The sequence below is a fragment of the Oceanobacillus sp. Castelsardo genome (assembly GCF_001659985.1).
Lineage (GTDB): Bacteria > Bacillota > Bacilli > Bacillales > Amphibacillaceae > Oceanobacillus.
In genome coordinates, this window is sequence record NZ_LYCS01000010.1 from 55,585 (window position 1) to 68,526 (window position 12,942).

Annotated in this window: 12 protein-coding genes; all 12 read right to left on the reverse strand. The window is 39.0% G+C overall.

The features are described from left to right. Positions 1–21 precede the first annotated feature (21 nt). Positions 22–1,407: a Na+/H+ antiporter NhaC gene (gene nhaC / locus A9178_RS15080; protein ID WP_068676761.1), complete on the reverse strand. Its 1,386-nt coding sequence runs from the start codon at positions 1,405–1,407 to the stop codon at positions 22–24. A 382-nt stretch (positions 1,408–1,789) separates the two neighbouring features. Beyond that, on the reverse strand, positions 1,790–2,146 hold the full coding sequence (locus A9178_RS15085; protein WP_068676763.1) for a glycine cleavage system H family protein: 357 nt from the start codon (positions 2,144–2,146) through the stop codon (positions 1,790–1,792). Between the two features lie 83 nt (positions 2,147–2,229). Next, positions 2,230–3,936 carry a GMC family oxidoreductase N-terminal domain-containing protein gene (locus A9178_RS15090; protein ID WP_068676765.1) on the reverse strand — a complete coding sequence of 569 codons (1,707 nt, stop codon included), beginning with the start codon at positions 3,934–3,936 and terminating at the stop codon, positions 2,230–2,232. Beyond that, on the reverse strand, positions 3,933–4,529 hold the full coding sequence (locus tag A9178_RS15095) for a hypothetical protein (protein WP_082918225.1): 597 nt from the start codon (positions 4,527–4,529) through the stop codon (positions 3,933–3,935). Before A9178_RS15095 ends, A9178_RS15090 begins: the two co-directional genes overlap by 4 nt. Before the next feature lie 272 nt (positions 4,530–4,801). Next, a complete protein-coding gene (locus A9178_RS15100) occupies positions 4,802–5,629 on the reverse strand; it encodes a hypothetical protein (protein ID WP_068676769.1) in 828 nt (275 codons plus the stop codon). 341 nt (positions 5,630–5,970) lie between these two features. Then, positions 5,971–7,173, reverse strand: a complete 1,203-nt coding sequence (locus tag A9178_RS15105; RefSeq protein ID WP_068676771.1) for a M20 family metallopeptidase — start codon at positions 7,171–7,173, stop codon at positions 5,971–5,973. Between the two features lie 45 nt (positions 7,174–7,218). Then, on the reverse strand, positions 7,219–8,736 hold the full coding sequence (locus A9178_RS15110; RefSeq protein ID WP_068676773.1) for a sodium:solute symporter family protein: 1,518 nt from the start codon (positions 8,734–8,736) through the stop codon (positions 7,219–7,221). Positions 8,737–8,753: 17 nt separating this feature from the next. Continuing rightward, entirely contained in the window at positions 8,754–8,987 is a 234-nt protein-coding gene (locus A9178_RS15115) for a DUF3311 domain-containing protein (protein WP_068676774.1), read from the reverse strand. A 76-nt stretch (positions 8,988–9,063) separates the two neighbouring features. Then, positions 9,064–9,558, reverse strand: a complete 495-nt coding sequence (locus A9178_RS15120) for a hypothetical protein (protein WP_068676775.1) — start codon at positions 9,556–9,558, stop codon at positions 9,064–9,066. Continuing rightward, positions 9,555–11,117, reverse strand: a complete 1,563-nt coding sequence (locus A9178_RS15125; protein ID WP_068676776.1) for a sodium/proline symporter — start codon at positions 11,115–11,117, stop codon at positions 9,555–9,557. The genes A9178_RS15120 and A9178_RS15125 overlap by 4 nt, the downstream gene beginning before the upstream one ends. Before the next feature lie 35 nt (positions 11,118–11,152). After that, positions 11,153–11,278 (reverse strand): hypothetical protein, encoded by a 126-nt coding sequence (locus tag A9178_RS19515; protein ID WP_255376726.1) that lies wholly within the window; start codon positions 11,276–11,278, stop codon positions 11,153–11,155. A gap of 95 nt (positions 11,279–11,373) precedes the next feature. Next, positions 11,374–12,885 carry a CoA-acylating methylmalonate-semialdehyde dehydrogenase gene (locus A9178_RS15130; RefSeq protein WP_068676777.1) on the reverse strand — a complete coding sequence of 504 codons (1,512 nt, stop codon included), beginning with the start codon at positions 12,883–12,885 and terminating at the stop codon, positions 11,374–11,376. Between the last annotated feature and the right edge of the window lie 57 nt (positions 12,886–12,942).

Sequence of the window (12,942 nt, forward strand, 5' to 3'; positions counted from 1 at the left end):
TTTCATAATAAGAGGAATCCATTATCCATTGTTTGTGTATGTTAATGTTTTACCAGTGAATCCAAACAAAATAGTTAGCACAGGTGATAATAAACAGAAAAATGCCAACGGTAAGTATTCGAGTGTGGGTACTCCGAGAACATTAGTTATAAACACACCACAAACACTCCAAGGAACGAGAGGATTCACAACCGTACCGGCGTCCTCTAACACCCTTGATAAATTTTTATTAGCAAGTCCCACCTTTTTAAAGTTGGACTGAAATGCTTCTCCAGTTAGGAGAATGGATAAGTATTGTTCCCCGATAAATACATTAACTCCTATAGCGGTGCATGCAGTAGCCATAATAACAGAGCCCACATTATTTAATAATTTTCCTACAGATTCCAATACTACTGGAATAATGCCTAAAGTAAAGGTAAGTCCCCCCATACTTAAAGCTAATATGACAAGAGCAACAGTGAACATCATACTATTAATTCCACCACGAGTTAATAAGCTATCGATAGCTTCAATACCTGTTGTAGATACATAACCATTAAATAGAATACCAAATAATTCCTCTCCGGATGGTATGTAATGAACTAGTGACAGAAAAATAGAAAAAACAGAAATACAGGCCAACGTAATGAATGCCGGGACCTTTTTTATGGCAAAGATAATAAGGATTACTACCGGTATTAAGCTGTACCAATGAACTAAGTTTGTTTGTAATAAACCAGCTTGAATAGAAGCTAACCTATCAAAATCAACGGTTGTTACATTTGGTGAAATAAACGCATAAAGGACAAGACTTATCAAAAAGGCCGGAATGGTTGTCCAAGCCATATTTCGAATATGCTCAAATAAATCGACCTTTAATATGCTTGAAGCAATATTCGTTGTATCGGATAGTGGTGACATTTTATCTCCGAAAAAAGCTCCTGAAACAATCGCACCTGCTGTTACTGCTAATGAGATATCAAGTGCTGTCGCAATCCCGATAAAAGCTACTCCTAAAGTGGCTGAAGTCGTTAACGAACTTCCAATTACCATTCCTACAATAGCTGTAATTACAAAAACAATGACGTAGAAAAAATGGGGAGTGACCATTTCAAAGCCGATGTAGACAAGTGTTGGTATTGTCCCACTAATCATCCATGTAGCAATTAACAAGCCAATTAGAAAAAAGATAAAAATTGCTGGTAAACCTGATCTAGCACCATTTACCATTCCCTCTTCCAACATTTTAAATGGTACTTTTTTTACTAATCCGTATAAGATTAATAGAAAAACAGATAACAAAATCGGAATATGTGGGGGTGATGAAAATTTAATGATGCTTGTACTAATCAACCCTACTATAATCAGTAGAAGGGTCAAAGCCTCTCCAATTGATGGTGAATATGCTCTTTTTGTTGTAAACATGCCGCTGCCTCCCTATGGTGTAAGAATGTAAAAAAAGAGCACTCTCATCCCAAAATCAGGGACGAAGATGCTCTCCGCGGTACCACCCTAGTTAATAACTATGTCATTCACTCTTATTTCCCATTTAAATAAACGGTGTATTTCACTTCCATTGCCGCCTGAATTCCCAGCATCCATTCAGTCTCTTCTTGCTGCTACCAATAGAATTACTTTTTTTCCGTTATATAGGATAAATATTAACTTTTACACGTTCATGCGATAAAGTATTTATGCAATAAAGTATTTTCTCTATTACTATACCTATGTCCAACGAAATTTTCAAGTACCATTTTTTGGGCAAGCATAAAATACCCACAGATACACTACCATCACCTGTTAAAAATCAACTTAAACTTTTCTCCTTTAAATTTAACACATCTCCCATTACCACATTTTCAAAAACAGCAATCCAATTATTATTCCTATCATGAACACTTAGACTTTCCGCATCTTCTAAAATTTTGTAGTTCACTTTACGGATATTTCCAGATAGCGGTGAAGAAAGTTCACTAGCCGCTTTCGATGTCTCAACATGTAGAAAAGGATCTCCCTCATTGATTTCACCTATATCTAATAAATCAACAAATGAAACATCCCCAAACGCTTTTAAAGTCTCTACTGATAATCCCACTCTACATGTGTTCCCTTCTTTCTGTATCCAAAAGCCGTCATGAGTGAATCTTAGGTTTTCCACAGCCATTTCCATCCTCCTTTATACTGCTACTGTCTAATATATTCTTCCGTCCCCTTGTCTCATTCTATCTATCTGAAATACCTTTCTGGTTAAAAATACTTATCTGCAATCATATCCGCTGTCCTCGACGCAAGTGCCTGTGTTGTTAAGGTTGGATTTGGTCCCCCTAAGCTATTATAATCGGCACTATTATCTGCAACATAAAGACGTTCCACTTGATATGCTTCACAGGATGAATCCACTACATAGCCCATTCGCATCGTGCTATGTATGTGTATGAAGTAACTCGGAGGCAAGTCACTGCGGTGGACCTTCTTCGCACCTGCTTCTCGTAAAATGTTCGTAGCGATTTTCGTTAATTGCTCTCTTCTCCGTTTCGACTTTTCGCTTGGTGAATAAACAATTTTTGGTACTGGCCCATGCTCATCTTTAATATTAGGGTCCAACTCAACCCTATTTCGATAAAGGGGCTCGTCATCCGTGACAATTAAAAGGGTGAGCGTCCTTCTATAATCTCTCATGGCCTGATTTAATTCTGAACCAATAAGTCTTCCTTGTTGTTCCCACAGGCTTGAATCATCTTGCTTCAAAATGTTATAGCCGTACTGACTAAATCCAAACAAAGTTTGAGCTGTTATACCTGGACTTTCCCCCATCGTTTCAATCATTCCAAGACCAGGATAGTCTAGTCGCGCTGCTGAAGTATGGCCAACAAATGGATTTAGAGATGAACTTCCTACTACATCTATTAGGGTTTTTTCATCAAACGTACCAGTCACCGTATCCATATAATGATTCGTTAAACCACGCCCCACCCATGGATTATGTGGTAAGTCTGAATTCAACCATAGACGTGGGGTTTCGAAACAACCTGCTGCCATTACTACTACTTTCGCCTGTATTTCTTCCGTTTCCCCAGTCCATGTATCACGTACTTGAACTCCGACTGCATGATGGGTTCCACTTTCATTCATTTCCGTTAATACCTTTGTAACAAAGGTATTTGGCCTAAATGTCACATTCCCTGTTCTCATCGCCAATGGGACATAGCTTACAGCTGTTGTACGTTTCGCCATCTTTTCTAAAGAGGGACCATAAGGACAACCTTGCCCACAATGTCCACTTAATGTACAACCTTCCATATGACTCAATTCTTCTAAAGAATAGTTTGGATCCATTAAATGTTTATTTGGGGGCAAAATAGCATTTGGTTGCGGCCGGTAGCCAGTATTTGTTACATCTAATGTTCGATTCTGGGTAAATCCAGATTTTTCTGCACCATAGTAAAAAAGGGCTTCCTTCGTTGTCGTTGGTGCAAATTCAACGGGTAAAGTCGCTTCTACTTTTTCATAATAAGGAACAAGATCCTTGTAATCAATAGGCCATTCCTTATCGATTGCTTCGGGAAATGCACGTGGGGAGTTGGAATAGTAATGAAGCGTACCTCCACCAATGCCTGCACTTTGCCACAGTAATGCCCGGTCCGGAATATTTCGGTGCCAAGGCGTCCGTCTACGATCTGCTGGACCCCAACGAAATTTTCCAGTAACCAAATCATCCATATCATTTTCGAGTCTAGTTATTTGGCTACGAAAAAGGGCACCATCTAAATCATTGGGGTCAGAGCTTTCTTTCGCTTCCCCGCGACCTTTATTAGGCTTTGGCCATTTTTTATTTCCATACCACGGGCCAGCATCCAGCACCAATACTCGGATCCCTAACTCACCTAGCTCTTTAGCAACGACAGGACCACCAGCGCCTGCACCAATGACGATTACATCAGGGTTTGTATTCATTTGCCACCCTCCACTTCATCTATAGTGAATAAAAATCCACGAAAATCACGGTAACCTAGAGATACACCTGGATAGCCGACTCGTTGCCAATTTATCGGAAAATATTCTAGTTTTCTGTAATCTGGTGGAAATAAACGTGTAGATCCATAAGCTGGCCATTCTGAATAATACCCAAACACAGAAAACCGATTTAAGGCATCTACTACATGTTGGATCATTCCAGCATTATTTTGAAAAGGAGATGGCAATAAATAGAGATCAATCTGAAGATTTTCTAATCTTGATAAAGTCCGTACTCGATCTTTTCTAGAAAGATGAGAAAACATTCGACCTTCTGAAAATATGGGTTGGGGCTTAGCTTGTATTAGTTGCGCATTTACTAGCTGTGTTGCGGCAGCATCTAACATAACAGCTGTGGGGTAAGCAAGAGGGACAACTTTGTGGTGCAATTGCTGTTGAATGGAAACGTAATGATTTAATCCATAGATAACATATTCATAAACCATCATATTTTGAGATCCATCATCTGGTAACAAGGCATCCGTAAGAGCTTGGAAAGTCGCCTGGACATATTCTTGTTGCTTTGCATTCACACTTATGATGTTTCGCCTCCTTCTCATTTTTACAAACTACTACTAGATGTATTGATTAGAAGCCTTTTTTATAACCCTTTTTTTTAATAAAGTCATCCTTAATTGTTTTAACAATCAAAATCACTATTACCAACTGCGGTTTCATAAGAGACAAATTAAAGGTCACTTAACCATTAGAAGCTAGTTAAGCGACCCTTTTTATTTCGAACCATAGTCAAATGTAAAGAAACAACTACATCAAGAACTGAACTCAATTCCTAATCTTCTATGAATTAATCTTTCTCACCCATTGGATACAACATATACTCCCACCGATGTGTACACTCTTCCAACATATAATACCCCCGTTCTTCATCCGCTATAATACGAGAACACTGCTGTCTTGGGATGGCGCCCTCTTCTTTATCATTCATGACATCTATCCAACTTTGGCCAGACATCTGATCATATCGTACAGTAAGACTGTTGCCATTTACTGTAATTGTTTCCCCACCCTCCTTGTTCTCCGCCTTTTCCATAAAAGCTTCAATATCCGCGGCACTAACCAAGGATTCCAGGGGATCTAAACGAACTTCTTTCATCCCCTTCCACGTCGGGAAACGAACAGTATTTTCAGTAATCCACACTTCACTCCCCACCCCGAGTGCATCTTCTGCCCCAAGCCCAGCCGGATGTTCTGTTCCGGGAATCATCATTTGAGTCGATTGATTATCGAGATGTTTCCCAATTAAGCCAAACGTGGTTTTATAAAAATTATAATAATACGTCGTTTCACCTAACGTAAAGCTACGATATTCAATCACGACTGAATGCTTATGTTGTGGCGAATGAATTTTTATGTAGCTATTATCCTCTAACCGAATGATAAAACTGTAGAAAAATAAAATAGGAATACTGATGATTAAACCAACAATCGTCCACCATTTCGTAGCACGCGAATGACGGAAACCAATGATTGCTAGAGCAATAATATTAATGGCTAGAGGGATTGTGTATCCAGTTGGTTTTAAAAATAGAATATAGTAATCTGTCAAAAACATCATGAAAAGTATCAAGTCCATGACACCTAACAGGAGCAAAGCCCATTTTGTTCTCGTCATTTTGCATTCCTCATTTTCATTGGATATTATTCAGTATTTGTTTGTAACAATCCAATATTGGTGTGCGGTAATCCGGTTTTCGTTTGTAGTATTTCGGTGTTCGCGAGCGGTAATCCGCCATTCACAAACACTATACATTTTATTTATACCTTTCTACTTACAAAGATTTTCTTGATTATTTTAACATCATCATTCCTTTTTAAACATTAGAAAACTTATGCAGGAAAAATGTTTTATACCTTTCTTTCAACCAAAAAAGATAGGATCACACTTCTCTGACCCTATCTTTCTACTACCTTACTATTCAAATTTAATGGAGGAGAGAATACACAGCGACAGGTTCACTTTCCTAAATTGTTTCTGGGACGATGAACCTGTCCCTCCGGCTCACTTACAAATGATTTGACCATCTCCAATAACACTTTCGTGCATAAATCAATTTGTTCTACCTCTACATACTCATCTATCGCATGGGCTTGGTCTAGATGTCCCGGACCAAACACTACAATATTACGATTACCAGTCCTTAGTCCAATCATGCTAGCATCGGTATATGCAGGGAATCCGGTTTTCTTTAGCTCTTTTCTTGTTACTTTCGTATAAGCCTTTTCGAATGAAGGGATTAACGGGTTATTCAAGTCTGTCTCGATTGGTGGTCGTTCCCAACCATAATGATTTACAGTTGCGTGAGTTCCCTTTACATTTGCACAACCTTCTTCGACGGCACTTGATACAATTTGGTTCGCTTCTTCCTTTGTCATGGGTGGTACAAGGCGAAAGTCAATTTCCATTCGACAAGAACCCGCTACCATGTTCGTTTTATTCCCACCTTTGATTGTACCTATCGAAACGGCAGGTTTTCCGAAGATGTCATGATTATAAGGTAAGTTTCGCACTTTTTCCTTTAATGCAACAATTATTTCTGCTGCTGCATGAGCTGCATCTGCACCTAAGTGAGCATTTCCACCGTGTGAACTTTTTCCTTCGACCATCACTTCATACCATATTGTTCCTTTATGAACCGTAGACAGTGTCGCATTGGTAGGTTCCGTCGCAATGATAAGAGCATCATCTGGAATGATTTGCTCATCTACAAGCGCATTTGCTCCTTTCATATAAGGACCTTCCTCATCAACGCTTGCAATAACATATAGATCCCTGTTCAATTGAATATTATTTTCACTGATTTGCTTCATCGTTACTAACGCACAGGCAAGGCCACTCTTCATATCGCATGAACCACGACCATATATTTCTCCGTCTATAATTTCCGCCCCAAAAGGATCCACTGTCCACTTTCCTTCTACCGGAACAGTATCCATGTGAGCGATAATCACTAATGGGGGCAAATCGGATTTCTCCCCTTTATACTTCGCAATCACATTCGTTCGACCTTCGTCTACCTCCCGTGTCATGACTTGAACATTACTTAATTTTCGCAAATAAATTTCTACAAATATAGAACATTCTCGCTCTAAACCATTTGGATTTTCTGTAGGTATTTGAACGAGCTGCTGTGTTAATCGAACTGCTTCTGACACCATTTTAAAACCCTCCGTTATTTATCATCTGAATTATGTGACAATCACTTATACCGTCTTCTCTTCCTTCTTCTTAAGCTCATCAATCAATTCAGGGTGATATTCTTTGTTATATTCATAGCGTGCATCATCGAATCGTTTAACCACTTTATGATCTGTTCGTTTTAGACTTAAGCTGATTGTAACGAAAAGAATTGCATTCACCAGTAATCCCCAAACTCCGGCATGGAAGCCAAATGGTTGACTAAACGCTGGGACGAACGTAATCAATAATACAGTTGTAATACCGGCAATTAGACCCCATAATGCTGCTGTCGGGTGAGCACGTCTCCATGTAATCGCCCCAATCGTTGGCACAATTAATTGTGCCGTTCCAGCAAGTGCTGCAATACCAATTGTCACGAGAACGCCTGGTACGACTAAAGCCATGACATAAGCAATGAGAGAAAATATAACAAGTGACCAACGCCCCACTTTAATAATGCTTTCCTGGGATGCTTTCGGATTCCCATACCTCTTATAAATATCTAATGTTACTATCGTAGACACCGCATGTATTTGCGAGTTTGCAGTAGACATCGCTGCTGCCGCTCCCGCTGCTAAAATGAGAGATGCTAAAGCAAATGGTGCATATTTCATCAGCATTATCGGTAGAATTTGGTCTGGATTTTCTACACCTGGCTCCAGAAGTACACCAGAGAAACCAGTTAACAATGAACCCATATACGCAATTGCTGCAAAGCCTAATAAGAAAGGCATTAAGTTAAATAACTTTCCACTTTTAACCGCGTACATACGCAACCAAAGCTGAGGTCCCATGAATGCCCCAATAGCGGTAACTACACATAGGGAGAACCATGCAGGGAAGCCCATTGCACCTTGAGGGCCAGGTAATGTTAAATGTTCTGGACTTGTTTCTAGTAAATTTTTAAATAAGCCTGTCGGTCCTCCTAGATTTTGAGAAACATAAATTCCCGCAAATAACATTCCAAAGAATAATAGGGCACCATAGATAATGTCTGTCCAGGCAACCGCTCGTATCCCACCAACCCATACATAAACGACAATAATAAAATAGAAGATAAGAGCAGCTAGCCAAAAAGGAATAACTCCACCAGAAGCAACTTCGATTAAATAAGCTCCGCCAGTTAACTGGATTTGTAGATATGGAATGGTGAATACTAATAAAATTCCAGCAACAAGCACTCTCAGTTTTTCGTTATTATAAAAATCTCCTAATAAATCCGATGGTGTTACATAATTAAATCGCTTCCCTAAGTACCAAACACGTTTACCGACCAAATAATACATAAGTCCGAATAAAAGATTCCAAGCTAATGCAGTTAAATAAACAGGACCATCTGTATAAAAAGTTGCGTTAGAACCTAAAAACGCAAACGAACTCCACCATGTTGCTGCAACGGTGAAGAATACTGCGATAGCCCCCATCCCACGACCTTGGATGAAAAAGTCTTCACTCGTATTTGTTGATTTTGTGGCTGCGAGGAGTCCAACCGCTAAAGGGATAATCATAAATGCCGCAATGATTAATACGCCAACCGTCATATTTATTCCTCCTACTATTATTTAGATTCTGTGTCCGTTGATTTGCTTCCCCAATTCGTTAAATAACCAATTAAGAATAGTGCAGTACATATAAACCACCATAACAATACCCAAAATAATAAAAATGGAAGACCGAAAACAAATGGCTCCACTTTATTCCCTAACATAATCATTGGCGTTTCCATCATAATGAAAAAAAGAATAATCAAGCTATATAACACTATTTTTTTTCGAGGATATTTAGAGAACATAATAAATCTCCTTCCTTTGTTTTAAGTACTAGTAGGAACAATGTAACAAGTACCTATTGGGACGATGAACCTGTTCTTACTCCACATTCAACGGATGGTATTTTCCTGATATGGAATCTACCATTAAGGTAAATCCATGTTCATTGGCTTTCCCATCGATAATCCAATAAGGACGATAAAATAAATGACATTGTTTCAGAGAAATATTTGGTGCGGTTGCTACTTTTATATTTTTGGAAATGGTACGATATAAAAATTCCTTTGCTAATTCAACCGTTTGGTTTTCTTCCAATTGGATTGGAAGGATATTTTTATTGGCAATCTTTAATGTGGTAAATTCTGGTCGTTTATCTACTAAAGCTGGAATTCCACTAATTGCATCAATTGTACAAGCGACGTCTCCTTTTAATGGAGTAATCGGATTTCCTCTTTTGAATGAAAATTCATAGAACATGTACGGATAATAGACGATATTTCGTATCGAAAAATCCGTATCTACCTCTTTTTTACCCAATGTACGAATAACTTTTTCTTCAGTAAAAAATATTTCCTGCGTTTTCACTTCCATCATTTTGATAACCCCATATTCCCTTGCATAAATTCTGTAATGTTCTTCGCTTCAGGACTAAGATCAAATGAGATATGCTTTTCAATGTTTTTCGGAATTTTCCTTGGTCCTTTCGCTTTTTCCACAATTTCTTGCATCTCTTCAGATGGGGGAGTGCCAAATCTATTTCCAATTATCATTGCTAGAATGGAAATAATTAAACCTGCTAAGAACGGATGAATTCCTGTTACGACATCAAGTGCTCCTACTGTCCAAATAATGTTTGTTGCCGCTCCTGAAATCATGGAACATAATACACCGACTTTATTTGCCGTCTTCGAATAAACCGACGCAACATATGCCACCATAAAGCTATTTCCAAGAACTCCGGAAGCGAATACAACAAGCGCAAAAATAGAAGGTGGTTGATAGATTGCCACAATAATACCGATAATACCAACTGTTAAAATACATAATCTCGAAACGAGTACCACTTTCTTTTGACTTGCATTTTTATTAAGTAGACGTTGATATATATCCCTAGATAAAATGGTTCCTGTTTGCATTAAAATGGAGTCAGATGTTGACATAATCGCCGCCATTAGTGCGGATAAAAGGATTGCAGCCATGATGCCTGGGAAGAAAGTATAAGCCAATATTGGAATTACCATTTCTGGATCTGCCAAATTAGGTAGTAAAATAATTCCAATAAAGCCCAAAATATATGGGGCGAAAATGAATATCTGGTTCCAAATGGAAGATACTAGAATAGCACCTTTTACCGTTTTCGTACTTTTCATGGACATGTGCCGAACGACAACATGAGGTAGTCCCATATAGGTAATGGCATAAATTAAAATGGCACCTAACACCATTCCCCATTGTCCATAGTAAGCTAAATCTTTCCCCCAAATACTTAAATAGGTTGGATCAATCGCAGCTAGACTAGCATTTAAATTAGACAATCCGCCAATATGGATAAGTCCCATAATAGTAATCCCAGCAATCCCAACCACCATAACGATAGCCTGGACAAAATCTGTCCAAACAACAGCGAGATATCCCCCTGTAACGGTATAAGCAATAATGACACCGACACCTAAAATCAACGCCAATTCATAACTGAGACCTGTAAGATTCTCTAATGCCTTTCCAGCAGCAATGAATTGTGCGAATACATAAGCAGATAGAAAAACAATGGATATCAACGATGCGACAATTTTAACAGACACACTCTCGTACCTTTTTTCAAGATATTCGATTGGAGAAAGAGCTCCTAGCAATTCTGACATTCTTCTCATCCGCTTCCCTAGAACAGATAAGTTAATAATCGAACCACCCGCATCTCCTATCGCATACCATATCGCGTACCATCCTTGTTGGAATGCAAGTGCAGGTCCCCCCATGAACATGTATCCACTCATCGATGTACTTTGCATCGTTAATGCGGTAACTGCTGGTCCAAGACTTCTGCCCCCTAAAATATACTCATCGACTGAATCGTTAACTTTTCTAGAAAATGATATACCCAGAATGAGCAAACCTAACATATAGACAATAAATATAATGGTATCTAGATTCATTCTCTCCACCCCTTCTACCACAGCCTCTAAAATCTCTATTCAGATTGTTCTTCTTGTAAATCTTCTTTGCGCATTTTAAAATACATAATCACCCCAGCAGCCATCCAAATAAATGGCCACGGTACTAATAACCAAAATGTCTCTGCAGGAAGGTTAAACATGGATTCACCGCCTCTTCGGTTAGATTAATTGAAAGAACTGTAATCGCTTACAAATTTAGACAAAATCCTATTGGGTCAAAACGACCCAATAAGGATTAACTACTAGGAAAATCAAAATTTGTTTCATTATCTTTTTCGTCCAAATCAAACCAACGCTCTGAAACTGTTTTCGTCTTTGTGAAGAAACGGGCGGTATCCGGTCCAAACATTTGTCCTTCTCCGTATCTGGATCCTTTCCAACCCCCAAAGTTATGATATCCAACAGGAATTGGAATCGGAACATTAACTCCAACCATTCCAACTTCAATTTCTTGTGTAAATTTTCGTGCATGGCGACCACTATTCGTAAATACCGTCACACCGTTTCCATATTGATGATCATTAATTAAGTTAATCGCTTCTTCAATAGTATCCACGTTCACAATGATGCGCGCCGGTCCAAATACTTCTTCCTTATACATGTTCATTTCCGGTGTAACATGATCAAGTAAAGTTGCACCAAGGTAGAACCCTTCATTGTTCTCTACTTCCGGATTTCTACCATCCACAAGGATATTGGCTCCTTCTTGTACCGCATCATCAATAGACTGTAAGATACTTTGTTTCGCTTCCGCACTTATGACCGCACCAAAGTCCACATGTTCATCATCGTACGTGCCGACTTTTAATTTTTCTACTTTTGCTTTTAGTTTTTCTGTGAAAACTTTAGCTGTTTTCTCTCCCACTGGCATCGCAACAGAAATCGCCATACAGCGTTGTGATGCTGCTCCATAAGCTGCACCGATAAAGGAATCCACCGCTTTGTCAATGTCCGCATCCGGCATAATGACCATATGGTTTTTTCCACCACCAAATGCATTGACACGTTTGTGGTGTTTCGTACCTGTCTCATAAATAATCTCGGCAACCTTAGTAGAACCTACAAAGCTAATAGCCTCAATGTCTGGATGAGTAATAATGGCATCAACCGTGTCTTTGTCCCCGTTCACAACGTTCCATACACCTTTTGGTAATCCAGCTTTTTCCCATAGCTCCGATATATAAAGGGCAGAGCATGGAACTTTTTCGGATGGCTTCAATATCATTGCATTTCCAACCGCGACTGCCATCGTACTCATTGCTAATGGCACCATGACCGGAAAGTTAAATGGGGAGATGCATGTCACCACACCTAATGGTTGTTTCATAGAATACGAATTAATGTCCCCACCAACGTTTACTGAATGTTCTCCTTTAAGTATATGTGGTGCGCCAATGGCTAGATCCACCGATTCAATACCTCTACCAATTTCTCCCTTTGCATCTGAAACTGTTTTCCCATTTTCTTTTCCAATTAATTGGGCCATTTCTTCCGTATGCTCCACAAGCAATTGGCGAAACTTATGAAGTACTTGTATTCTCTTTCCTACTGATGTTTTAGCCCATTCTGTTTGTGCCCTTTTTGCAAGTCTTACCGTTTCATCTACTTCTTCCTTTGTTGCATAAGCTACGGTCGCAATTTTTTGCCCTGTAGATGGACTGTAGACAGACCCATGTCGTTTATTTTTCCCTTCTACTTTTTCCCCATTAATATAATGGGGAATGGATTCAACTGTAACAGTTTTCACATCGAGAACCTCCTAGTTTTTCATTATCCACTTTGAAAAGGTATTACGATATCAGTA

Excerpts from the sequence above, each read along its gene's own strand:
- A9178_RS15105 (WP_068676771.1), bottom strand. The coding sequence starts at position 7,173 with ATGGTGTCAGAAGCAGTTCGATTAACACAGCAGCTCGTTCAAATACCT.
- A9178_RS15085 (WP_068676763.1), bottom strand. The coding sequence starts at position 2,146 with ATGGCTGTGGAAAACCTAAGATTCACTCATGACGGCTTTTGGATACAG.
- A9178_RS19515 (WP_255376726.1), bottom strand. The coding sequence starts at position 11,278 with ATGTTTAACCTTCCTGCAGAGACATTTTGGTTATTAGTACCGTGGCCA.
- A9178_RS15125 (WP_068676776.1), bottom strand. The coding sequence starts at position 11,117 with ATGAATCTAGATACCATTATATTTATTGTCTATATGTTAGGTTTGCTC.
- A9178_RS15120 (WP_068676775.1), bottom strand. The coding sequence starts at position 9,558 with ATGATGGAAGTGAAAACGCAGGAAATATTTTTTACTGAAGAAAAAGTT.
- nhaC (WP_068676761.1), bottom strand. The coding sequence starts at position 1,407 with ATGTTTACAACAAAAAGAGCATATTCACCATCAATTGGAGAGGCTTTG.
- A9178_RS15100 (WP_068676769.1), bottom strand. The coding sequence starts at position 5,629 with ATGACGAGAACAAAATGGGCTTTGCTCCTGTTAGGTGTCATGGACTTG.
- A9178_RS15110 (WP_068676773.1), bottom strand. The coding sequence starts at position 8,736 with ATGACGGTTGGCGTATTAATCATTGCGGCATTTATGATTATCCCTTTA.
- A9178_RS15090 (WP_068676765.1), bottom strand. The coding sequence starts at position 3,936 with ATGAATACAAACCCTGATGTAATCGTCATTGGTGCAGGCGCTGGTGGT.
- A9178_RS15115 (WP_068676774.1), bottom strand. The coding sequence starts at position 8,987 with ATGTTCTCTAAATATCCTCGAAAAAAAATAGTGTTATATAGCTTGATT.